This is a genomic window from Streptomyces sp. NPDC048255 (genome assembly GCF_040652415.1).
Classification (GTDB): Bacteria; Actinomycetota; Actinomycetes; order Streptomycetales; family Streptomycetaceae; genus Streptomyces.
In genome coordinates this window covers 120,873-141,935 of the sequence record NZ_JBEZMA010000006.1, presented here as the reverse complement: position 1 = coordinate 141,935, position 21,063 = coordinate 120,873, and the positions used below count along the sequence as shown (strand labels likewise).

At 72.1% G+C, this 21,063-nt stretch carries 26 protein-coding genes; 17 read left to right on the top strand and 9 right to left on the bottom strand.

Going from position 1 to position 21,063, the window contains the following annotated elements; all coding sequences use genetic code 11:
* Positions 1–15 precede the first annotated feature (15 nt).
* The 13 genes from AB0D94_RS08260 (at position 16) to AB0D94_RS08200 (ending at position 11,814) form a co-directional block, all read left to right on the top strand.
* Entirely contained in the window at positions 16–459 is a 444-nt protein-coding gene (locus tag AB0D94_RS08260; protein ID WP_362047419.1) for a hypothetical protein, read from the top strand.
* A complete protein-coding gene (locus AB0D94_RS08255) occupies positions 456–899 on the top strand; it encodes a hypothetical protein (protein ID WP_362047416.1) in 444 nt (147 codons plus the stop codon). Before AB0D94_RS08260 ends, AB0D94_RS08255 begins: the two co-directional genes overlap by 4 nt.
* A complete protein-coding gene (locus AB0D94_RS08250; RefSeq protein ID WP_362047413.1) occupies positions 900–1,313 on the top strand; it encodes a hypothetical protein in 414 nt (137 codons plus the stop codon).
* A gap of 50 nt (positions 1,314–1,363) precedes the next feature.
* Positions 1,364–2,221, top strand: coding sequence for a helix-turn-helix domain-containing protein (locus AB0D94_RS08245; protein WP_362047410.1), 858 nt, complete (start codon positions 1,364–1,366; stop codon positions 2,219–2,221).
* Positions 2,222–2,318: 97 nt separating this feature from the next.
* Positions 2,319–3,614, top strand: coding sequence for an MFS transporter (locus AB0D94_RS08240; protein ID WP_362047407.1), 1,296 nt, complete (start codon positions 2,319–2,321; stop codon positions 3,612–3,614).
* A gap of 83 nt (positions 3,615–3,697) precedes the next feature.
* A complete protein-coding gene (locus AB0D94_RS08235; RefSeq protein ID WP_362047404.1) occupies positions 3,698–4,957 on the top strand; it encodes an MFS transporter in 1,260 nt (419 codons plus the stop codon).
* A gap of 34 nt (positions 4,958–4,991) precedes the next feature.
* Positions 4,992–6,200 (top strand): hypothetical protein, encoded by a 1,209-nt coding sequence (locus AB0D94_RS08230; protein WP_362047401.1) that lies wholly within the window; start codon positions 4,992–4,994, stop codon positions 6,198–6,200.
* A 29-nt stretch (positions 6,201–6,229) separates the two neighbouring features.
* On the top strand, positions 6,230–7,081 hold the full coding sequence (locus tag AB0D94_RS08225) for a DUF317 domain-containing protein (protein ID WP_362047398.1): 852 nt from the start codon (positions 6,230–6,232) through the stop codon (positions 7,079–7,081).
* Between the two features lie 20 nt (positions 7,082–7,101).
* The gene (locus tag AB0D94_RS08220) at positions 7,102–7,578 is read left to right on the top strand and encodes a hypothetical protein (protein WP_362047395.1); all 477 of its coding nucleotides are present in this window, start codon (positions 7,102–7,104) and stop codon (positions 7,576–7,578) included.
* Between the two features lie 105 nt (positions 7,579–7,683).
* Positions 7,684–9,372 (top strand): SpaA isopeptide-forming pilin-related protein, encoded by a 1,689-nt coding sequence (locus AB0D94_RS08215; protein ID WP_362047392.1) that lies wholly within the window; start codon positions 7,684–7,686, stop codon positions 9,370–9,372.
* A gap of 79 nt (positions 9,373–9,451) precedes the next feature.
* Complete coding sequence (locus AB0D94_RS08210; RefSeq protein ID WP_362047389.1) at positions 9,452–10,501, top strand: SpaA isopeptide-forming pilin-related protein; 1,050 nt, start codon at positions 9,452–9,454, stop codon at positions 10,499–10,501.
* Positions 10,502–10,714: 213 nt separating this feature from the next.
* Entirely contained in the window at positions 10,715–11,239 is a 525-nt protein-coding gene (locus AB0D94_RS08205; protein ID WP_362047386.1) for a hypothetical protein, read from the top strand.
* 41 nt (positions 11,240–11,280) lie between these two features.
* Complete coding sequence (locus AB0D94_RS08200; RefSeq protein ID WP_362047383.1) at positions 11,281–11,814, top strand: hypothetical protein; 534 nt, start codon at positions 11,281–11,283, stop codon at positions 11,812–11,814.
* 36 nt (positions 11,815–11,850) lie between these two features.
* Here AB0D94_RS08200 and AB0D94_RS08195 read toward each other — a convergent pair whose 3' ends face one another.
* Positions 11,851–12,459 carry a 2'-5' RNA ligase family protein gene (locus AB0D94_RS08195; RefSeq protein WP_362047380.1) on the bottom strand — a complete coding sequence of 203 codons (609 nt, stop codon included), beginning with the start codon at positions 12,457–12,459 and terminating at the stop codon, positions 11,851–11,853.
* Positions 12,460–12,752: 293 nt separating this feature from the next.
* Here AB0D94_RS08195 and AB0D94_RS08190 point away from each other — a divergent pair, with 293 nt between their 5' ends.
* Complete coding sequence (locus tag AB0D94_RS08190; protein WP_362047377.1) at positions 12,753–13,697, top strand: hypothetical protein; 945 nt, start codon at positions 12,753–12,755, stop codon at positions 13,695–13,697.
* A 133-nt stretch (positions 13,698–13,830) separates the two neighbouring features.
* On the opposite strand, the gene AB0D94_RS08185 is transcribed toward AB0D94_RS08190, so the two are convergent.
* Positions 13,831–14,271, bottom strand: coding sequence for a 6-carboxytetrahydropterin synthase (locus tag AB0D94_RS08185; RefSeq protein WP_362047374.1), 441 nt, complete (start codon positions 14,269–14,271; stop codon positions 13,831–13,833).
* A gap of 355 nt (positions 14,272–14,626) precedes the next feature.
* Here AB0D94_RS08185 and AB0D94_RS08180 point away from each other — a divergent pair, with 355 nt between their 5' ends.
* From AB0D94_RS08180 to AB0D94_RS08170, 3 genes are all read left to right on the top strand, one after another.
* A complete protein-coding gene (locus tag AB0D94_RS08180; RefSeq protein WP_362047371.1) occupies positions 14,627–14,986 on the top strand; it encodes a DUF317 domain-containing protein in 360 nt (119 codons plus the stop codon).
* Between the two features lie 138 nt (positions 14,987–15,124).
* A complete protein-coding gene (locus tag AB0D94_RS08175) occupies positions 15,125–15,451 on the top strand; it encodes a hypothetical protein (RefSeq protein ID WP_362047368.1) in 327 nt (108 codons plus the stop codon).
* Positions 15,452–15,601: 150 nt separating this feature from the next.
* Positions 15,602–16,246, top strand: coding sequence for a DUF317 domain-containing protein (locus AB0D94_RS08170; protein WP_362047365.1), 645 nt, complete (start codon positions 15,602–15,604; stop codon positions 16,244–16,246).
* A 274-nt stretch (positions 16,247–16,520) separates the two neighbouring features.
* On the opposite strand, the gene AB0D94_RS08165 is transcribed toward AB0D94_RS08170, so the two are convergent.
* The 7 genes from AB0D94_RS08165 to AB0D94_RS08135 all read right to left on the bottom strand — a co-directional run bounded on the left by AB0D94_RS08165 (position 16,521) and on the right by AB0D94_RS08135 (position 20,958).
* Positions 16,521–16,664 (bottom strand): hypothetical protein, encoded by a 144-nt coding sequence (locus tag AB0D94_RS08165; RefSeq protein WP_362047362.1) that lies wholly within the window; start codon positions 16,662–16,664, stop codon positions 16,521–16,523.
* Positions 16,665–16,702: 38 nt separating this feature from the next.
* Positions 16,703–17,377 carry a hypothetical protein gene (locus AB0D94_RS08160; protein WP_362047359.1) on the bottom strand — a complete coding sequence of 225 codons (675 nt, stop codon included), beginning with the start codon at positions 17,375–17,377 and terminating at the stop codon, positions 16,703–16,705.
* Positions 17,378–17,480: 103 nt separating this feature from the next.
* A complete protein-coding gene (locus AB0D94_RS08155; protein WP_362047356.1) occupies positions 17,481–17,912 on the bottom strand; it encodes a hypothetical protein in 432 nt (143 codons plus the stop codon).
* A gap of 103 nt (positions 17,913–18,015) precedes the next feature.
* Positions 18,016–19,728: a mobilization protein gene (locus AB0D94_RS08150; protein WP_362047353.1), complete on the bottom strand. Its 1,713-nt coding sequence runs from the start codon at positions 19,726–19,728 to the stop codon at positions 18,016–18,018.
* A 15-nt stretch (positions 19,729–19,743) separates the two neighbouring features.
* On the bottom strand, positions 19,744–20,241 hold the full coding sequence (gene mobC, locus AB0D94_RS08145) for a plasmid mobilization relaxosome protein MobC (RefSeq protein WP_362047350.1): 498 nt from the start codon (positions 20,239–20,241) through the stop codon (positions 19,744–19,746).
* Positions 20,242–20,518: 277 nt separating this feature from the next.
* On the bottom strand, positions 20,519–20,710 hold the full coding sequence (locus tag AB0D94_RS08140) for a hypothetical protein (protein ID WP_362047347.1): 192 nt from the start codon (positions 20,708–20,710) through the stop codon (positions 20,519–20,521).
* A complete protein-coding gene (locus AB0D94_RS08135; protein WP_362047344.1) occupies positions 20,707–20,958 on the bottom strand; it encodes a hypothetical protein in 252 nt (83 codons plus the stop codon). Before AB0D94_RS08135 ends, AB0D94_RS08140 begins: the two co-directional genes overlap by 4 nt.
* Between the last annotated feature and the right edge of the window lie 105 nt (positions 20,959–21,063).

Genomic DNA, 21,063 nt, shown 5'->3' with positions numbered 1-21,063 from the left:
CCAGGAGCCCCTTTCGTGTCCGACATCCCCGACGTCTTCGACGGCGACGTGCTCGGCCTGTTCGCCGCGCGGATCGAGGCCCAGTTCGGCCTGGGCCTGAGTGAGCTGGCCCAGGCCGTCCACGCCGCCCCCCAGGCTCATCCCGGTGCCACCCAGGCGGTCCACTGGTACGGACTGCTCTCCCAGGCCCAGCAGGTGCTGGAGGCTGCCGAGGACGCCCTGGTCGCGGCATTGGACACGGCGGTGGGGGATCAGCTGGACGATCCGGTGATGCAGCTGGCCCACCGGGTGAACCACGCTGTTGCCGCCCGTGACGGCCGGGCCATCACGCTCCGGTTCCTCCTACAGGCCCCTGCCGAGCAGGCCCGCATCCAGCAGCGCTTCGGGCCCCGGGTGACAACCACGCTGCCCACCCCCGTTCCTGCACAGCCCGCGCGGATCCGGGGCGGTGTCCGATGAGCGACGGACACAGGCCCAGCACCCAGGACGCCCGCCTGGAGGGCGTGTTCGGCAGCCCGCTGAACGAGCTCCACGAGCGCGCGGTCCGCCCCGGAGCCTCGCCGGCCCTGGTCCGGGCCCTGGAGCTGCGCGTCTTCCTCGCCCTGGCCGAGGCCCAGGTCGTACGGGTCCGTGACCGCGTCCACGCGGCGATGGCCCCCGACGCGGAGCTGGACTTGCTGAGCTCGGACGCGCTGCGGTTCGACGCCGAGTGGCTGGAAGCGGCGCTGGCAGCACGCAGCGGGTACCGGACCGCACTGGACAAGCTGCTCGCCGCGATGCCACCGCCAGCAGTACGCCCGCCCGCCACAACGGGGCCGCTCCGGCCGGCAGCCGTGAGCAGCAGTCTTCCGCCGGTCCCTGCGGGGGCCGGAGGCGGAGCGGCCGTCCGGGGAGGCTGAGTGCCCGATCCGTACGCTGCCTCCCGGGCGGCGGGCGAGCGGATCGAAGCCCTCTACGGCCGCCCGGTTGCCGAACTCGCCGCGGACGCCGTACCCGGCAGCATGCGTCACGCCCTGCTCAACAGCTTCGACGCCCTCCAGTGCGCCGACCGCGCCATCATCTTCCATGCCGAGCAGCTCCACCGGCTGACTCACCCCGACCGTGCGATCGAATCCGCAGACGTCGGCCATATCGCCGATGCCAGCCGTCGCCTGGCCCACGCCGTCAGCGTCCGCGACTCACACGCCCAGGTCCTCGGCGACGTGCTGAACAGTCTGGTCCGCGTCCCCGACGTCACCTCCCCGGCATTCGCCGCGCCCCAGGCTCCTGCTGTCGCACCGGCTGCGCCCTCCGAGCCCGCCCGCTCGCGCTGACCCGCCCTCCTTTTCCTTCTTCTCCGCCATCCCTGTCTGGAGTTCTCGCCTTGGCTGCTGCCCGCCTGCCCTCTACCGACCTGCCCCGCGTTGCTGAGGCGCTGGAGATGATCGCGCCGCGCTGGAGCGTGTGGGTGCTGATGACGCTGGCCTCCCAGCCCGGTCCGCTGCGCTACACCAAGCTCAAGGAGCACCTGCCGTGGCTCGGCGACGGCCAGCTCCACCCGCGGCTGCGGGCGCTGTCCGATGCCGGACTCGTCGAACGCACCGCCCAGACCCGCCTGCACGTCACCTACGGCCTGACCGCCCGCGGCCGGGAACTGATGCCGTCCTTGACCGCCCTGGCGGGCTGGGGCGACGCGCACCTGGAGAAGAACCTCGTCCTCAACCGCGTGACCGGGAAGACCGAACCGGAGCGGATCCCGGCCGCGCAGAACGCCGAGGACACCCTCGCCGTCATCGGCCACCGGCACGCCACCGTGCTGCTGTGGACCCTCAAGGCCCGCGGGACCACGACCATGGCCGCGCTCTCGGCCGAGGCGATGGCCGACCACAGTCCCAGCGCGATCTACTCGCCGATCCGCCGGCTCATCGACGACGGCATCGTCTCCGTCTCCCGCGATGACGTCGCCTCCCTGCAGTTGACCGCCCCGGGCCAGGCTCTCGCCCCGATCTACCGGGCCCTGTCGTCTTGGGCCACCGCCCGCCCGCTCCCGGACGCCGAGACCCACCCGGTGTGGGGAACGCCCCGTATCCCGGCCGCCGCCCGCTCCGGGCAGTGGGCGGCTCACCAGGCCCGAAAGACCAGTCAGGCCGTCGCTGTGCGCCAGCCGCCGGCCCCCGCCCCGGCTACCGCCTGGCGGCCCGGCGAGCTGTTCTCCGCAGCCACCAGCGGACCGAGCCGATGAACCTCCGCCGCTCCCTGCCACCTGCCGGCCGCCCGCCGCCGGTACCCCCTTCGCTTCCGGCGCCCTGGCGCTGAGCCCTGACGGAAAGCCTCGCCCGTTGACCGCTCGCTTGACCGCAACCGTTCCATCGGCCACGTACGGGGCCGTACTGGGCAGCCGGTACGTGGCCCGCCTGCTCGGGGGCACCCTGATCGGGCGCCTGCCCAACGGCATGGTCCCCGTCTCGCTGGTCTTGTGGATCACTGCGGGCGGCGGGTCGCTGGCCTTCGCCGGACTCCTCGCCGCGATCTACGGGCTGGCCTCGGGGCTCTCGCAGCCGGTCAAGGGCAGGTTGATGGACCGGTACGGGCAGACCCGCGTCTCCGTTCCGGCCGTCCTGCTCAACTCCTCCTGCCTGGTGGCGCTCCCGTGGATCGGGGTGGACGGGCAGCCGGCGGCCGTGACCGCGGTCGTGGGGTTCGCGGGGCTGATCACCCCACCGCTGGAGGCCGGCCTGCGGGCGTTGTGGCCGACGGTCTTGCCCGATCCGGGGCGGCGCCGCGTCGTGCAGGGCCTCGACACCGGCTCCCAAGGGCTCCTCTACATCGTGGGCCCCCTGCTCGCCTCGTGGCTGGCCACCGCGCACAACCCCGACACCGCCCTGTGGGCCACGGCGGCGCTCGGGCTCGCGGGATCGGCCATCGTCCTGAGCGCCGGCCCGTCGCGGTACTGGCGCCCAGCCGCAGACGGTCCCTCGGGCGCCGGACGCCTCATGAGCACGGGCCTGGTCCTGTTGTTCACCGCACTGGCGGGGACCGGGTTCGCGCTCGGCGCGATGAACGTCTGGGCCGCGGACATGGCCGCCGCGCACCAGATGGCCACGCTCTCCGGGGTACTGCCGGCCGCGTTCTCCACCGGCAGCTTCCTGGGCGGCCTGGTCTACGCCCGCCGGACCTGGCCCGGTACCACAACCACCCAACTGATCACCACCAGCACCCTGTTCCTTCTCGGCTGGCTGCCCCTGCTAGCCGACCCCGGCCCCCGAGCGGCCGTCGCGCTCGCCGGAGTACCGGGGCTGTTCCTCACCTTGATCATCACCAACGGCTTCCACACGGTGGACGCCCTGGCCCCCGCCTCCCGCACCACCGAGGCGTACGCCTGGCTGATCCTGGCGGTCGGCACGGGACAGGCCGCCGGCACCGCGCTCGCCGGAGCCCTCTCGCACAGCCCGCCGCTCCTCGCCGCCCTGCCCGCAGCAGGCGCCGCCACCGCGCTGACCGTGCTGATCGTCGCCCGCCCCAAGCTCGGCCCCGGCCGTCGCCTGGGCCGCCACCGGCGCCCGCGCCGCTCCCGGCAACACGCCCTGGCCCCCCACGAGGCATTCCCCGCGCCCGCTCACGGCCCCGGCCACTAACGGCCGTCACCGCCCGACCCGACGGTCACCACCGCGACGGTCCGGCCGCCGAACGTATCCGTCCCACCCTCCCCGGAAACACGATGCCTCCCAAGCACGCCGCCCTGCGGCCACCCACCGGCCGACACGTCCGCGTCCCCGCATTCGGACCCGTACGAGGCGTCTACGTCCCGCGCACCGCCGACGCTGGAGCCTTCGCGATGAGCACGTACGGCATCCCGCTCCTCGTCCTGGCCGTCACCGACTCGGCCACCCTGACCGGCATCGCCTTCATGCTCGAATGGGTGCCCCGCCTCGGCGCGTTCGCCCTCGCCGGCGCCGCCGTAGACCGCTTCGGCAGCACCCGGATCCTGCGCATCGCCTCGGTCCTGCGAGCGCTCGTCGTCCTGGCCGCCGCCCTCGTGCTCCCCACCGTCGGCGGCACCGCCGCCATCGCCACGGTCATGCTGCTCGCCGCGTTGACCGGCGTCCTCACGGAGTTCTCCTACATCGCGGCCGAGACCGCAGGCGGCGCCGCGAGCCGGGACGCCGGAGGCCACGCCCACCGCGTCCAGGCCGTCCTGCTCGGAATCGACCAGGGCGCCACACTGGCCGGCCCGGCCCTGGCCGGCGTCCTGCTGCAGTACACCGGCGCCACCGGAATGCTCCTGACCATCGCCGCCTGCTCCCTGCTCGGCGCGGCCCTGGCCCCCCGCCAGCGCCCCGCCTGGCCCCAGGACGCCCCGGTCCCCGTCGCCCAGGGCCTTCGGATCGGATGGCGGACCTTGCGCTCTTTGCCCGCTCTGGGCTGGCTGTGCGTCGGGCTGGTGCTGTCGAACACCGCGATCGGCCTCGTGCAGGCCGCCGGGCCCGTCCTGGTCATCCAACAACTCGGCGGCACCAGCAGCCAGGTCGGCCTCGTCTGGTCGGCCGCCGCCGTCGCCTCCCTGGCCATGGTCGCCCTCGCCCGGTTCGCGATCGACCGGGCCGGCCTGTGGCCGGTCGGCGCCACCGCAGCCGCACTCGCCTCGCTGGCCTGCCTGGCACTGGCAGCCGCCAACACCTACACCACCTTCCTGGTCCTGGTGGCACTGCTGATGGCCGGCGAGGCCGGCATGACCGTGGTGCTGCGCACCCTGCGCGCCCACCTCGTCCCCGCCGAGGTATTCGGCAGCACCCTCAGCCTGATCATCCTGCTGCTGCTCGCTCCGTTCCCCCTCGCCGGAGCCCTGGTCGCGCTCACCCCGCCCGACCTGCTCGGCCACGCCATCACCGCCTGCGCCGTCCTGCAGGCCGCCGGACTTGCCGTGTCCTTCGCGAAACTCCGCACCCATCCGGCCACCCGCCGGACGGTCCCCGCCTGACCGCCCCAGCCCCGAACACTCGAAAAGGACCACGATGCCCGCGACCACCCACTCTCCCCAGCCGCAGCACCGACGACTCCGCCTGCGCGAAGTCGCCGACCTCGACGGCACAGCGTTCACTGACTACCTGCAGGACCGTTTCGATCACCTGGTGACGGCCGCGATAGCCGACGCCGCCGGCTACCTGCGCCCCGCCCAGCACGACCTCCTCCACACCCCCGGCCGCCTCCACGACCTGCGCGACGCCCTCACCTTCGCCGAGGGCGACCTGCAGGTCGCTGCCGAGCGGATGATCTACCGCCGAGACCCCCGCGCCGCCCGTACCTCCCGCCAGCTGCGGCAGGTACGCACCGCCCTCCACCAGGTCCACGGGGAAACCGCCGCGCTGCGCCGAGCCGAAGCCCGTACGCGCGGCGCTGCCGCGGGGACTTCGGCCATTGACACGGTTACCACCGCCCGTGGGTGGCTCGCCCACGCCTACCCGGCCCGCTTCGCCCAGCTCCTCGCCCAGGCCCAGGCCGCCGCGGGCCTGCCCGCACGCCCGCTCGCCAAGGACATCTTCGACACCATCGAGGAAGGCTGGGCCGACGGTCACCTCACCGCCCCCAGCACACCGGGCGTGGAGCAGATGCTGGCCAGGGGAGTTGTAGCCTTCCGCAGCGCCGTCGCTGACGACGCCCGCAACCAGAACGACCGCGACCCCGCGCTGCGCCACCCGCTGCTGCAGCGGCGCTGGAACACGGCACTGGACGAACTCGCCACCCTGACCGTGCCGGTGGCCCACGCCTCCAGCCCGTCCGCCCTGGGCGCCCTGCCCAGCGACTTCTCCCACATGCCCGAACAGGACGCCTTCAAGATCCTCAACGCGCGCCGGTTCCTGGTCGCCATCTGGCAGCGCCGGGCCGAACACACCCGACTGATCCACCAGTACGCGGGAACCGTCACCGACCGGCGCCGCGCCGCCCCCGACCACGACCTGCGATCCCAGGCCCTGGACGCAGCCCTCGACCGCCTCGTCGCCGAGCACCCGGCAGCCGCCGCCCGCATCCTGGCCCGGCTCCGCCCGTATGCGACCGCGGACGGCAGGCTCGCGGAGGACGTCTTCACCCCGGCCCTGCGCGCCCAGGCCAAGCGCGAGGTCCTCGCCGACCTTGCCGCCCTCCGCAGGCCGGACACCGTCCTGCCCTCCGCGATCGCGCCCCGCCCGGTCATCGCCGCCACCGCTGCCCTCGCCGCCCGCTGACCGACACCCCTTCCGCCCTGGAGACGCCCTTGCCCGCACCCGCCCCCCGAACCACCGCCGCTACTCCCGTGGACGGCGATGTGCACGTCACGCCCCGATACCTCGCCGGATCACCCGGCTACGGCGATGCCGGCTTCGCGCCCGTCGCGCACTGGCCCCACCACCATCTCGACGAAGGCCCGCACCAGCTCGTCGTGACCAGCCCGGACCACCGCATCCGGATCGGCTGGGCCGGAGACGACTACGACCTGTGGACCATCAGCGCCGCACCGGACGCCGTCTCCGGACCCCAGTGGACCGCGATCGTCAACCAGAACACCCCGCCCGAGCTCGTCGCGGCCCTGACCACCGCGCTCGCCCAGGACTGGGCTGACGGCCAAGACCGCTTCCTCACGGCCCCGTCGCCGTACTGGCGCGACGGCGTGGCACCGCTGGTCGCGGCTGGCTGGGAGCGTTCGGGAGCTGCTGAGCTCGGCACCGTGGAACTCGATTCCCCCGACGGCAACGCGGGCGTCTACATCAACCGCTCGCGCCGCGACCTGGAGGACGGGACGCAGCTGTGGGCCGGCCCTCCGGGCTGGGGCACCCGCGCGGATATCACCTTCAGCCCCCGTACGCCCTCCCACCTGATCGCGGCCACGGCGGCAGCCTTCACCGATCCGACTCCCGCGGCCCGGTGGCGTCAGAGCCTCCACCCCAGGCTCGCTGCCCTCGCCCAGCTCACGCCCGTCGTGCCGCCCCGTCCGCCGGTGCCGACTCCCCGTGACCTCCGCCCCCGCCTCGGAGTCCGTCCGCCCGTCCCGGTCGGCAGCGTTCCGCGCTGGAGCACCGCCACCGCCCCCTCCGCTGCCCTGCCCGCGCGCCCCGCGGCCCGACGCTGACTGATCAACGAGGAAGCCCTGTGCCCCTGTTCACCGAGCAGCTGTTCGCCGACCACCTCACGCTGCCGTACCCCGAGGCCGCCGTCGTCGGCGACGCCTACTACGCCGCCCCCGTGCCGGACCTCCCGCTGCGGCTGCGCATCGATTTCGCCCCCACGATCCGCGCCGGGCGCTACGACGGGCTGCGTCTGCAGGTCGTCCACCTGGAACAAGGGGGCATCGACACCGCCGTACTGTCCTTCGCCGACTACGGCGCCTTCGAGGCCCGCGACCGGCGCTGCGACAGGAAGCCCGGCCAAGACGGGTACGGCACCTTCACCGACTGGAACCACAGCGAGCGCCCGCCGTGGGCCGGCATCGGCGTCACCCGGCTGCGAGCCGCGATCGACCAGTACGTACGCCTGTGGATCCCCGGCGCCCCGCCGGTACGCACCGGCCCGCATCCCGTCACGGCTCCGGTGCCGCAGGCCCGGACCTCCCCGTCCCGGACACGGTAAGCGGATCCCTCCCACCCGGCTGCCGCCGCCGGCCCGCGGTATCCGCTGACGCACCTACGTCCGCATCCTCATTCCCTTCTTCACCGACAGGACCTCTTCCCACATATGAGCCCTCGCTCCGCCCGACCCGCTCACCTGGCTGTCGCCGTCGCCGCCCTGGCCGCGGGTACCCTGCTGCCCGCGCAGGCCGTTGCCGCCCCGGACGCCCCCGCAGTGCTGGGCCCCGGCTACACCATCCCCGACTCCGAAGGGCACGCGGCCTCCAGCCACATCGGCGCCTACGGCCCGCCCGGCCCGGCCGTCCGCGGCGACACGGAGACCTACTGCGCCGACCCCGAGCGCAAGGGCCCGGCCGACGCCGGGGGCTACGGCGACCCGCAGCCGGTCCCGTCCTGGACGTCGTCGGTGACCGGGAAGCCCGTCACCAAGGAGAACCTGGCGCAGGCCGCGTATGTGATCGGCAAGTACGGGCAGACCCGCGACAACGCCCAGGCCGCCGCGGTGGACGCCGTGGTGTACGAGTACCTGGCAGGCGGCACCTACGCCCTCGACGGCGAGCGTGGCAAGCAGCGCCTGGCCTATCCGGTCGTCTCCCCGACCGCCCGCACCCTCGCCCAGGGCTACGTCGCCGAGGCCAAGAAGCTCGCGGGCCCGTACACCCTCCAGATCACGCCGTCGGTGAAGACCACCACCGCCGGGACGAAGGTCACCGTCGCGGTGAAGGTCACCACCACCGCCGGCACACCGGTCCCCAAGGTCGCCGTCGCGCTCGCCGAGTCCGGTTCCGGCACCGCCTCCGGCAAGGTCACCACCAACGACAACGGCACCGGAGTCTGGGAGTTCACCGCCGACAAGCCCGGTACGGCCAGCGTCACCGCGACGGCCGAGGGGCTGCCCGCCATCGGACTGCAGGTCCTGACCCCCAAGAACCCGGCCGCCCAGCGGATGCTGCTCGCCGGGGACACCGCCAGCATCAAGGACTCCGCCGCCATCACCGTCGGCGAGGCCACCGGCGGCGTGACGATCCGCAAGAAGGACCCGGAAGGCACCCGCCTGGTCGGCGCCACGTTCCAGCTCCTGGACTCCGACGGCAAGCAGATCGCCGCGGGCAAGACGGATGAACAGGGCAACCTCGTCTTCGACAAGCTCCCCGCCGGCACCTACCGGCTGCGCGAGACCTCCTCCGGCAGCCCCATCCACGACCTGATCCCCGAACAGACCATCACGATCACCGCCGGACGCACCGCCCAGGCCAACCCCCTCGACCTCGTCGACCCGTTCAAGAAGGCCCGCCTGTCGGTGAAGAAGACCGACAAGAACACCGGCAAGACCCTGCCGGGCGCGGTCATCGCCATCCGCGCCGACGAGACGGACAAGACCGGCAAGCACACCCCCGGCAAGGTGATCACCAGCCTTACCACCGGGACCGACGGCACCGCGACCGTCCCCCTCGACGTCACGCTCAAGGCGGGCACCCGCTACTGGGCCAGCGAGACCAAGGCCCCCGACGGCTACCAACTCGACGCCGCACCGGTCGCGTTCACCGCCCGGCCCGGCGCCGACGTCACCGTCACCCTCGCCGACAAGCCCACCGCGACCACACCGCCGAGCCCGAGCACCCCGCCCGTGACACCCCCGGCCACAACCCCGCCGACGCCGCCGCCCGGCTCCCTCGCCCACACCGGCGCCGACGCCACCACCTGGCTCGCCGGCGGAGCCACCGTCCTACTCGCCGCAGGCGGCGGCCTCTACCTGATTAACCGCCGCCGCCGTACGGGCGACGCCCCCAGCTGACCCCCGCGCTGCCGGGCCCCGCTATCGGAGCCCGCACCACACCGTCCCGCACCGCACGATCCCGCCCGGAGCACCCCTCATGAAGCACCGCCCTCTCCTTTTCACCGCGCTCGCCCTGACCGCCGCCGCTCTGACCGGCCCGGCCACCACCGCCACCGCAGCCCCCTCCCCGTCCGCCGAAGCCCCCAAGGAACCGGGGGACCCCGCGCCGGCGGACAAGGCCGGACTGCGCATCGTCAAGACGGACCTCGAAGGCCAGCCCGCCCCTGGAGCCGCCTTCCAGCTGCTCGACTCCGCGGGCAAGACGCTCGCCGAGGGCAAGACCGGCGCCGACGGCACCCTGGCCTTCTCCGACCTCGCCCCCGGCGTCGTGCGCCTCAAGGAGACCGCCTCCGGAAGCCCCCTGCTGGGCACCGTCCCTGACCAGGATGTCGTCGTCGCCCCCGGCGAGCCCCAGGTCCTGGCGATCACCGACCCGTACAAGTCCGCCGGCCTCACCCTCAAGGTCACCGACAAGGCCACCGGCAAGGGCCTGGCCGGAGCCATCGTCAACATCGCCCCGAAGGACGCCAAGGACGACAAGGGCGCCTTCACCCTCACCACCGGCCCGGACGGCACCGCCAAGGCCCCGCTCCCCGTCGGCAAGAAGAGCGGCAGCGCCTACACCGCTACCGAGACCAAGGCCCCGGCCGGCTACCGGCTGGAGACCACCCCGGTGGAGATCACGGCCAAGCCTGGCGCCGAGACCACCGTGGCCCTGACTAACACGGCCACGGCCAAACCCACCGAGGACCCGACCGGGAAGCCGACGGCCAAGCCCACCGGCGACCCCACCGCCCAGCCCACGCCGACCACCTCGCCCTCAACCGGCACCGGGGAGCCCACCGCTACCGCATCGTCCTCCAGCAGCCCGGACATCGGCACCGCCACCTCGACCCCCACCGCACCCGACCACAAGCCCGAAGGCTCCCTCGCCCACACCGGCGCCGACAGCACCAACGGATGGCTCCTCGCAACCGGCGGCCTTCTCCTCGCCGCCGGAGGCGGCGCCGTCTACGCCGCCCGCCGCCGCAAGAACCACGACAGCGAGACCGGCACCGGCCAGCACCGGCGGACCGACGACAACTGACCTCACCACCACCGGCCCCGGGAACTAGACAGGTTCCTGGGGCCGCCTGGCGTTGAGGATCCCGCAGCTGCCCGGAGGTCAGCTTCGCGCCCTTCGCCCATGCCCGGCGTACGCTCAAACGGCCGCAGGACGGTGATTCCGCCGCGCCGTCCTCACGGGCGAGGACCCGGAAAGTCCTGTCGATGGTCACCTTGAGACGGCAGAATGCGGCCTATGACGATGCTGGACGAGCGGTCGCGACGGTGGCAAGGTGCAGGCGGTCCCGCGGAATGGCAAGCGGCATGGGACCGCGCCCGAGAGATTCTCGGCCCGGTATGGCCCGACGGCTCCTTCGCGTACGAACGTGATCCGGATGGCGGGGAACTTGCCGACGGCGCTGCCGGACTGGCTACGTTGCTCTACATCCTGGCCCGCGAGACGGATACCCACCCGCGCAATATCGACCGCGGTCAGATCGAGGACCTCGTGGAGCGACGGCAGGGGGAGGCGGACCCTGATGTCGTCAGGCGGTGGGAGGCGCAGCTGGTCCGGCTGGGGCACGACCTGGACGACGCCGACGACCCGGTAGCCACGCGGTGGCGCATCCTGCGCACCGACAACAGCCCCTCGGACGACGCCCCCGACTGGGTGGACGAGGATGCCTTGCGACGCTGGGGGATTGGGGCGCTGGAGGGCATCCGGTACGTCCTCTCTCCCTCGCTGCGTGACCGACTGGACTTCACCGGCGGCACCGCGTGAACCCGAGGACCGTGGCGACCGAGGTCTCCGAAGATGAGGGTGTGCGGGTCCGGCTTATCCTGCTGCCTCCTGAGCCCGAGTTCCAGAACGATCACCCCACCACACACTTCCTGGCGCCGACGGGCGTCCCGAAGATCAGCGAGAGCGCCTCGGTCGTGGTGACGGACGCCCGCTCGACGTCCTACGAGAAGGCCTTCGACCTTCTGCACGACGGGGTACAAGACCATCCGGGAGCGAGGATTGTCGGCGCGGTGACCAGCGACCGGAGCGCGCTCGTGTGGGTACGGGTCCAGCCGCGATCGGTCTGGGAGCCAGCCGGGTACACGGTGATGGTGCACAGCGAGGACCCGGGGCCGGCGGACCTGTACCCGTCGGTGATTTACGGGTGGGCCCGCTGGTGGCTGGAGCGGCTGGCCGTCCCCGCCGAGTACCCGCGAAACGTCCTGCTCCCGCGCCCGCCCCTCCTGCTGGACGCACTGGTGGGGCAGGACACAGTCCGCCTCGGCATCAGCTCAGCGGAGCGGCCCGGCCAGTACGAAGCACGGGACCCGCAGGACCCCACCGAGTGGAGCTGAACCCCCCAACCACCGCCTCGTACCGGGGTACCGCGGTCAACCGGTGAGGGGGACCTCGGCGAGGGACTCCCAGGTCATGCGCCAGCCGCCGGTGTCCGGTGCGATGTCGTAGCGCACGTCCAGCAGGTGCACGGCGTCGACCCGCAGTGGGGCCCTGCGCGGGGTGATGGTGTTGCGCAGGGTGCTGTTCAGGGCGTCGGAGTCGGCGGAGGCCCAGCTGTAGCCCAAAGACATGTGCGGCCGACCGCCATTGTGCTGCAAGGCAGAATCTCCCCGGGTGGCGCGGATCGCGGACCGGACCCGTTCCTGGAGGATGACCGCCTGCTCGTCGGGCCACACGTCGAACACGGCGCCGGCCGAGTTGGCGATGGGCGGGCCCACTTCGGTGTCGAAGGGGGCCACTGTGGCCAGTTCCTTGCGCAGGGCGCGGATCAGGTCCTGGCGCTCGTCGGCGCCGATGTCCGCAGAGGCGACGTCCGCGACCATCTCCACGGTGATGTGCAGTGTGCCCGGATCCCCGGGCTCGGGCGGGCAGGCAGGATCGATGGGGTGCTCCAGCAGCGCGGGGCGGCAGGCGTGCGCCAGGGCCAGCAGGTCGTCATCGACGTCGTGCCGCGGCAGCACGTAAACGTGGAGGACACCCATTCCCTCAGTCCACGGCTCGCCCCTGAAGGCGGGTGTAAAGCGGCGCATGGATCCTCCTGCTGCTGCATCTTGGTCTGCGCTCCCTCCCGGGGAGGGTAGCGACCGTCACCCACCGCGGCGGTGCTCCTGACGAAATGGCCGGAACCAAATCACCGGCCGGGGACTGCCGATGGGCACCTTCCGCGTCGCGGCCCTGCCGGCGCTTCAGCGACCCTCGCGTCCGTCATCCCGGGAACCGGTTCAGTTTCGGTGATCACGGTCTGCCGCGGGCGTGAAGAGGGCACCATGGCCTCATGCCTGACGCCTTCACGCCCGAGCCCACCACCGAAAGCGCCTACGCTCTCGATCTCGAAATGAGCCTGCTGCTCGCAGCGTCAGCACCCGCACCATGGCTCGCCGCGGTGACCGAGTCGGCCCGCATTCTCGCGGGGCGCCCCTGGACACAGGGGAGCCTGGCGCCAGGCGAGCTCTGCACCCTCGCGCTCCTCCTGTACGCCCGGACCTACACCGGGGAGCGGCTGCCACACGAGGTGCCCGTCGAGGAGCTGCGCGAAGCCCTCGACGAACCCCTTGACCGTGAGCCGCGCATCGTTGACGAGATTGACGATGCCCTGACCGCGACAGGTCAGGTGCGCGACGTCCGATCGGCGGAAGAGACTGCTCCGCTACGAAGGATCTTCGACGCGGCAAAGGACCGCTACATCGCGTACGCCGGCATGAGCATGGCTGCTCTCGATGTCGAGCCGCCCGTGCCGGGCCCTTCTCCCATGCGCCGAGCTGCCCAGCGTCTGGCGGAATTCCTGACCGACTACACCCCCCTGGAGCGCCAGGGGGCAGCGGCGCCGTTGGTGGAGTCTGGCCCTCTCCTGGTCGAGGCCACGACGATCCGGATCGTGACCAGCGGCAGTGTCATGCCGCTACAGTGCCCGCGCCGGTCCGAAGACGGCGTGGGTGTCGTACGGGTGGACGGTCCCGTTGCCACGTTCGAATGCGAGCAGGGACACGTGTCCCAGGACTGGCGGCTGAGTCCCGCCCACGTCCGGCTCGCCGTTGCGCGGGCGACGGGAGTACGCCCCTCCGTGCAGGGCACGTGCCGCGTCGAGGACCTGCTGATCATGGCTGCGTCCATGCCCCGCCATAGCGACCCTCTCCAGAGCGTATTCTTCCGTGCCGCTCAGACGGAGCTCGTCGGCCAGGAAGGCGTCATCGGAAGGATCCGCCGGCTGATCAGCGGGTGAGCTGATCGTTCACTCTGGGGATAAGCCGTTCTCTCTTGACACGCCGTGCCGAGGGCTGCCTGTCAGGACAGCTGCGCCACGACCCGGTCAGTTGCCCCATCGCCATGCTCGCGGTCAACGGATCGCGTCGTGGTCATCGGCTGTGGCCTTCGTGGTTCGCGTCGGCTTCGGCGGACACCAACGAACCACGGTGGACCCCCGGTCGACCATCGACAGCGCCCGCACGGGCACGCACCAGCAGGTAGTCGCCGAACCCGTCGGGGAGCCTGTCCGTGACCCACCGGTGCACCCAGGCCGCGAGCGCGGCGGAGTTCGGATGCGTCTGGTCGATGCCTTCGAGCTGGTCGACGTAGACCATGAACAGCGGGCCGTCCACGTGCCCCAGGAGAGCCACGGCCACCCGTAGCTCAGCCGTGACCTCCTCCGTCACCAGGTCCCTCGGCGCCGCCAGCTCCACCTCAACGCGGTAGATGTGCCCATGCGCCTTCGCGCACGGATGCCAGCCGGGTAGTGCGGGGTACCGGTGGTACATCTCCACTTCGAGCGTGTGCCCGCTGGTAAGGGTGCCGTTCACAATCCGTCCCCCTGGTTCTCGTTGCCCTGATGGCCAGCCACGGTGAGTCTGCCATCGCGAAGTCGTGCCCGTACTCGAATAGGCCAGACCACCCGCCCGGCTGAACGGGCCGCGGCGGAGCTTCTGCTGGTCGCGGCCGATCGCATCCAAGGCATCGGCCATCTGGTGGTCGCGTGCGAACGAGACGGGTGAGGTGTGCCGTGCCCGAGACCGGACGAGCCACCGCCCCAAGGTCGAGTTCGCCGTTGGCAGACAGGAAAGAGCTCGCAAGGACTGGTGCAACGTTGCGGTGCATGTCAACCTAGACGACCTTCCCCAGGACTCGGAATCTTCCCAGGTCAGAGAGGTGATGCTTGTGACTGTCGAGCTGTCGAACGCAGGATTCCGTACCACGATTGAGAAGTTGCGCTTGCATAGTTGGCTTTTGGGGCCCGGCCAGTCGACCGAGGTCATCGACTGCTTCCCCGAGGCGAACGGCGACTTCACCCTCATCGTCGACGACCGGGCTGATACCCACATCTCCTCGGCCGACGGCAGGCTCTATCTCGGCTGGTTTCCCGATGGCCGGCCCGGAGCCGAGGACGAGGGCTGGGTCCTGGCCGTCACCGGCACCGCCAAGGTTCCCGGCTACCGTGTCGTCTTCGACCCGCAAACCCCGGCACGGCTCGTGGCCGCTACCGTTTCCGAAGTGCTTGCCACCGCTCGACGACGGTAGTGACATGCCGCCGCCTGGCGGCCAGGACCTCGACTCCCGTCCTCCAGCGGCTCGCTCGTGCCTCCGGGGTCCGTTCCCGGAAGTCGCGCGGCGCACATCCGCACCACCCCAGAGCGCTTTCCACCCGTGAGGAGAACCGTGGCCCCTCAGCCCGAACCCGGTACCGAGATGACGGTTGCCGACCTGATGAAGCACCTGTCCGCGGCGGACCCCTCCGCCCGTGTACGGCTCGCGATCAACCCCTTCTTCCCCATGGCCCACAAGATGGGCACCGTGATCGTGGGCGCGGACCTGGACGGGCGACCGGTCGTCTATCTCGCCGAGGACGCGGAGGCGGTGCAATACGGGAACCTGCCCAGGCCGGTCGCCGAGGCCCTTACCTGGATGCCTCCGGTCGAACCGCCCGCCCGTGGACGGCGGCTGCGCGCCGTCTCCGACGACGATACGAGCCGCGACACCCCCTGACGACAAGGAGCACTTCTGCCCCCGTCCCCTGATTCCTCTTCCCTTCCCGCGTTCTGGGTCACCCCGCGCCATCTCGCCGGCGACGATGGCCTCCTGGCCGACCAAGTCGGCTCCCAACTCACCGCCGCGGGCTGGACCAGCCTCACCCTCGTGAGAGGCCGGCGTGAGCCCGACGAGTCGGCCGCCGCCCGGCAGGTTCTTCGCAGCACCGTCCTGTACGTCGCTCCGGACGCACTGAGCTGGGCGCAGTGGGTGCTGGCCGACGAGCCCATCCTCCTGGGTGACCAGCCGGTGGCGTGGACTGTCTCCGCCCGAGCCACCCCCGCCAGCCTTCCCCAGTGGAATGCGTACTTCTCCGCCGGCACCCCGCCCGAGGCCGTCACCGACTTCCTGCTCGCCCTGGAGGACCGCCCGGATCCCGCCCACGGCTACGCCGGACCGCAGGTGGTTCTCGATGCGCTGGCGGGCGGCGGCTGGGTCCGCGACATCGACACCCCCACCGCCTTCTCCGATCCGCGCCTGGCCGCCAGCATGGTCTTGACTACCTTGCCGGACGAGGGCATTCAGGACGGCGACCCGCTCGTCCTCGATCCCGAAGCGGAAGCGGCGGGATGGCAGGCATGGTGTGAGCCGCGGATGGGCGGCGGGCTCCTGTGGGCCGCCATGTTCTCGGCCAGCACGCCGCATGATCTCGTCGCGGCCTTCGCCACCTCTGTGGCCTCGCCCGTACCGGTGCTGCGCCACACCTTGCCGGAGAGCAGCGAGGGCCAGCTCACTGTGCAACCGACTGTCTGATATGCCGATGGCCGGACCCCTTGGGTCCGGCCATCGGCCTTTTGCGTCGAGGTACGGTCAGCGGCCGTGCCCCGCGGTATCTCCGGGCGGCTGGTCGCCGGGCCTGCGCCAGCGCGGAGCAGGGAGAGCCCCGCCTGCGGCCAGGCTTTCCGTGAGGTGGGCGGCACGGGCACGTCTACCGGAGCGGCGTACCGCCTTGGCGTTGACGGCGCCGAGCAGGAACTGCAGCTCGGCGAACGCCGCCGTAGCGCGCTCGCTCTCCGGGAGCGTGATTTCACCGCGGCGCGTGGTGGACCTGACGCCAAGGATTCTGCGTCTGGTCTGCTCCGAGGGCAGCGAGAGCCAGCATCAGCCGCACCTGCGGATCGCCGGCGGCGGCGAGCCGGGCGAGAGCCTCGGCGGACATGAACTCGGTCACGGGACCTCCGTACAGAAGAAAGGGAGGCACAGGGGGGATCAGCGATTCGTTGCCTTGGTCAGAGCGCTGTGCCAGTGGACCGCGACTTCCGCCGGGCTGCCGGAGACGACCAGGAGGACGGCCCCGTCGCGGATCACAGTCTGCTGGACAATGGTGCGCCGCCCGCCGGCGGTGACGGTGAGGACCTGCCCCCACTGCTCGTCACCGGATCGGGGGACCGGCACCGTCTGGGTGCGGACCTGCGCCACGGTGGTGGGGGTGACCAGCTGGTAGGACGGGCAGGCTCCCATCGCGGTCATGATGCGCCCGACCCCCGCGGAGAGGTCCTTGGGCGGGGCGGAGTACAGCTCCTCGGTCAGTTGAGTGCCGCCGGGGCCAGTGAAGACCCGCTTCCCTTGGCTCGGGAACATCGCGTACGGGTTGTCCGCAGCGCTGCCCAGCTGTTCCAGCTGCGGGCAGCCCTCGACGGACGCCTCGGGCGAAGTCGTCGTTGCGGCGGGGCGGGCGGTGTAGCCGGGGCCGAGATCGTCGGAGGTGAGCAGCCGGTCCGCCAGCTGCTCCGGCGGCAGCACTTCGTGGTCGCCGGCGGTAGATGCGGGCGTCTCCGCCCGCGCCGCGGCGGGCTCGCTGTCGGAGGGCGGGGCGGAACAGGCGGTCAGGGCCCAGAGGGCGAGGCAGGTGCTGGTGAGGATGGCGGAATGGCGCAGGCGCATACGGGTTCCCTGGGTCGGATGCGAGTGGGCTGACCGTGGCCGCCTCCTCGGAGCGGCAGGGCAGGAATACAGGGGGTCGGGGTCCAGGGGCGCGTGTGCTGGATCAGTGGTCGAGGGAGCGCAGGCCCTCCTCGAGCGTGCCGAACTTGCCGTTACTCGGGCCGCTGTTGCGGTTGTACCAGGCCACGTCCAGTCGGGGCTCGGGGGTCTCGTGGCCGGCGCGGCAGCGCAGCCAGATCCGGCCCTGGGTGCACAGGATGACCCAGTCCCGGTACGCCTCGCACTGCGGGCAGGCGCGGACCTCACCGTCGATGACCAGGGGGCGCCGCCACGGCATGAACCGGCCGGCCAGCTCCTCATCGGTGTCCATCCGGAAGTCCGGCGGCAGGAAGTCGTCCACTACCGGAGCCGACGGGGCGGGTTCGGGCGCCGGCTTAGTCGGCTCGGGCCACTGCGGCTCCGGGTACGCCAGCCACGGGACACCCGCCGGCCCCAGCTCCCCACGCTCCTGCTTCGCCTTCCTGCGACCGAACACTTGGGCTCCCCTCCCAGAGTTGGCTCCCCGCACACGGCGGCGGGTCATGAAGCGTGCCCCACCGCCCCCAGCTGCGGCAACTCACGAATTCCTGAAAGCCCGGTCACCTCCTGCGGCGCTGCGGGCCCTTCGCGGCCGGGTTCCCGGCCTTCGGTCCGGCGGGGTCCGACGGGACAGAGCTGCCGTCGGGCAGGGGCGTCGCCTGGGCGTCGGCCGGCAGGTCCGCAGCGCGGCGCAGCCGCCACACCAGCACGTCGGACACCGACTCGGCGCTCGCCAGCTCCCGGCGGGCCGCCGCATCGGCCAGCAGGGCGGTGGCGTCGTACCCGGCCGCCTCGGCATCGGCCAGGGTCGCCGCCAGCGCCGCCCACCCGGCCTCCGCCAGGACCTGCTCCGCCAACCCCGACGGCAGTGCCTCCCGGACCCGGAGGACCTGGCGGCGCAGCACCGGAAGAGCCAGGCTCCGGCCCCGTACGGCCAGTACACCCATCGGTTGCGCGGCGGCGGCCCGATAGGCCGTCCGCAGGTGCTCGGCGGCCAGCCGGGCGGCAGCGGCCTGCTGAGCGTGTGCCTTCTTCCCGTGCCAGTGCGCGGCCACGGTAACCAGGAAGAACACGGCGTCGATCACCATCGCGGTCGTCGCCCCGTCCTCCCCCCGCCCGAGCGCAGGACCGCTGTAGACGAGGTCACGGGCAGCCTGACGAAGAGCGCGGTCGTGCCCGCGTTCGGCCCGCACGTGGGAGCGGGAGGCCCGCTCGAACACGAAGGCGGCTTCTCGCAGTTCGCGCCGGGTGTGGGCGGCGGACGTCTTCGCGAGCGCGTCCAGGACCTCACCGGCAGCCGCGATGTACGCCGACGCGACCCCGTCGTCCGCCCCGTCCATGACCAGCACCGCCTGCCACAGCGCCGTACTCGCCCGGCGCCGAGCCGATGCGGGCCCCGACGGCACCGTCTGCTCGGCAACCCGGCTGCCAATCCGGCGGCCGGACCAGCGCTCCCGGATCCGCGGCAGGGACAGGTCCGGGCCCAACTTCGAGCCGGGGTAGAAGACCGGTTCCCCTTGGGCGTTGACGTCTCCGGGGAGCGCGACCTTGTATCCGAGGAGGTCGCCGGAGGGTGCGACGCGTGTGCGCACCAGAACGCCGGCGGCGCCCAGGCGGTCGAAGAACTCCTTCTCGCTCTCGGCTCCGGCCACGGCCCGTCGGACGGTCTCGCGCAGTTCCTCGCGGGCGGTGCGCTCACGGCCCTGGCGGTCGGCCTTGTGGCGTTCGGCGCTGGTGGGCCGCTTGGCGGCGGTGCCGTCACCGGGGTTGAGGCGGCGAAGCCCCAGTTCCTGCTCCAGGCTGCGGGCTTCGGCCTGGACGCGGACGGCGTCGAAGTCGAGGTCCGGCCGGTAGCCGTCCTCACGGACCAGGGTGGCCAGGATGTGGATGTGGTCGTCGGCGTGCCGTACGGCGACCCAGCGGCAGCCCGCGCCTTGCTCGGGGTCGTCGATGCCGGCGGCGGCGACCATGCGGCGGGCAACGTCGCCCCACTCCTGGTCGGACAGGATCCGGTCGGTGGGGCCGTTGCGTACGGACAGGTGCCACACGTGCTTCTTCGGGCGCTCGTTTTCGTCGAGCAGGGCCAGGGGCTGGTCGAGGAGCTGCTGCAGCTGCTTGTACGTGGCCTCGGGGTCGCGGCCGGGGTCGGGGGCGGCGTGGTCCCAGGACGCCACCAGGTGCGGGTCGACGTGTTCTTCGGCCTTGCCGGGTCCGTACAGGTAGTACAGCAGGCCGATAGTGCGCGTCCCGCGCTTGTGGATCTTGGGGACCATGACGGGTGGGTGTTCCTAGCGGTGTTCGAGGAGTCGGTCGGTGGCGGCCTGGACCCGGTCGGTGGCCCGGCGTACGGCGGTCAGCACCGCGTCGAGGTGGGCGTCCGCCGGTCGGTCGCCGGAGTTGATGGCCCTGGCCAGCTGGTTGAGGTTGTTGCCGACGTGGCCGAGGTGTCGGCGGGCGGCGAACATCTCGGAGATCAGCTCACGTTCGCCGGCGATGGCGCCGGCGGCATGCTCGGGGTCGCGGGCGGCGGCGAGAGCGCTGCGGGCGAGGAACGCGGGCAGGCTCGTGCGGGCTGCTGCGGCAGCTGCGGTGAGGTGGTGCTTCTCGTCGTCGTTGAGGCGGACGCTGCACACGTAGCTGCGCTTGTCGGCGGCGGTCTTCGGCGAGCGCTTGCGGGAGGCGTTCTTCGTGGCGCGGCGTTTGCGTCGCGCTGCGGGCTTCTCCTCCGGCTGCGATCCGCCCTCGGTCGCTGCCTCGTGGACCGGTGCCCCCTGGCTCCGGTCCACTCCCGCCACTCCTGGGGCGGGTTTGGCCAAGACGCGCTTCCCCGACGGGGAAGAGTGTCTTGGCCGATAACTTGCTCCTCCTGGGTACGAGTTGGTGCCGGGCGAACGGTGGTCACGTTCGGGGGACTCGGCCCGTTTGACGGGCTGGTCCTGCTCCGCTTCGCGCGGGTTCTCGGCTGACGTCATGTGGCGTTTCGGCTCCTTCCGGGAGGCGAGGTGCGGGAACGGGGCGGCGGCCCGGGTGCTGGTCCGGGCCGCCGTACGGGCAGCGGTCAGCTCACCCGCACAGGGGGCAGCGCGTGTAATGGCGGGAGAGGGCCTTGGCCATGTTCTGCTTCACCGCCAGGGCGTGACGCGTGCTCGACTTCGAGGCGGTGCTGCCCGCGTGACGGGCGGCGTGGTTGTGCAGGAACGTGATGTCGCGTTCGTATCCGGCCTTCAGGTCGGTGAATCGGTCGCACGTCTTCATCGGCGGGTGGCTCCTTCGGAGGATGTGGAGGCGGTGGCGGCCCGAAGCGCGGTCAGGACGGGACCGATGTGCTCATTGCCGAGGGGGATTCCGCGGGCGCGCATGATGCCCCGCAGCTGTGTCCTGGTGATCTGCTCGTTGCCCTCGGCCGCCAGGACTGCGGGGACGTCCGGGAGGACCAGCTCGACGACCTCGGCCTCGGACAGGCGACGCGGTCCGGTCCGGCGGTCCGACCGTCCGGCATGCACCTTCGCCCGGACGGTCCGGGGGCGAGCCGGGCCGGTCCGAGTTTGACGCGGTCCGGGTTTCGGTCCGGGGCGGGGCGGTCCGGTGGGGGTGTCGGTCCGGTACGT

Excerpts from the sequence above, each read along its gene's own strand:
- AB0D94_RS08215 (WP_362047392.1), top strand. The coding sequence starts at position 7,684 with ATGAGCCCTCGCTCCGCCCGACCCGCTCACCTGGCTGTCGCCGTCGCC.
- AB0D94_RS08150 (WP_362047353.1), bottom strand. The coding sequence starts at position 19,728 with ATGGTCCCCAAGATCCACAAGCGCGGGACGCGCACTATCGGCCTGCTG.
- AB0D94_RS08235 (WP_362047404.1), top strand. The coding sequence starts at position 3,698 with ATGCCTCCCAAGCACGCCGCCCTGCGGCCACCCACCGGCCGACACGTC.
- AB0D94_RS08190 (WP_362047377.1), top strand. The coding sequence starts at position 12,753 with ATGCCTGACGCCTTCACGCCCGAGCCCACCACCGAAAGCGCCTACGCT.
- AB0D94_RS08255 (WP_362047416.1), top strand. The coding sequence starts at position 456 with ATGAGCGACGGACACAGGCCCAGCACCCAGGACGCCCGCCTGGAGGGC.
- AB0D94_RS08160 (WP_362047359.1), bottom strand. The coding sequence starts at position 17,377 with ATGCGCCTGCGCCATTCCGCCATCCTCACCAGCACCTGCCTCGCCCTC.
- AB0D94_RS08195 (WP_362047380.1), bottom strand. The coding sequence starts at position 12,459 with ATGGGTGTCCTCCACGTTTACGTGCTGCCGCGGCACGACGTCGATGAC.
- AB0D94_RS08210 (WP_362047389.1), top strand. The coding sequence starts at position 9,452 with ATGAAGCACCGCCCTCTCCTTTTCACCGCGCTCGCCCTGACCGCCGCC.
- AB0D94_RS08230 (WP_362047401.1), top strand. The coding sequence starts at position 4,992 with ATGCCCGCGACCACCCACTCTCCCCAGCCGCAGCACCGACGACTCCGC.
- AB0D94_RS08140 (WP_362047347.1), bottom strand. The coding sequence starts at position 20,710 with ATGAAGACGTGCGACCGATTCACCGACCTGAAGGCCGGATACGAACGC.
- AB0D94_RS08205 (WP_362047386.1), top strand. The coding sequence starts at position 10,715 with ATGACGATGCTGGACGAGCGGTCGCGACGGTGGCAAGGTGCAGGCGGT.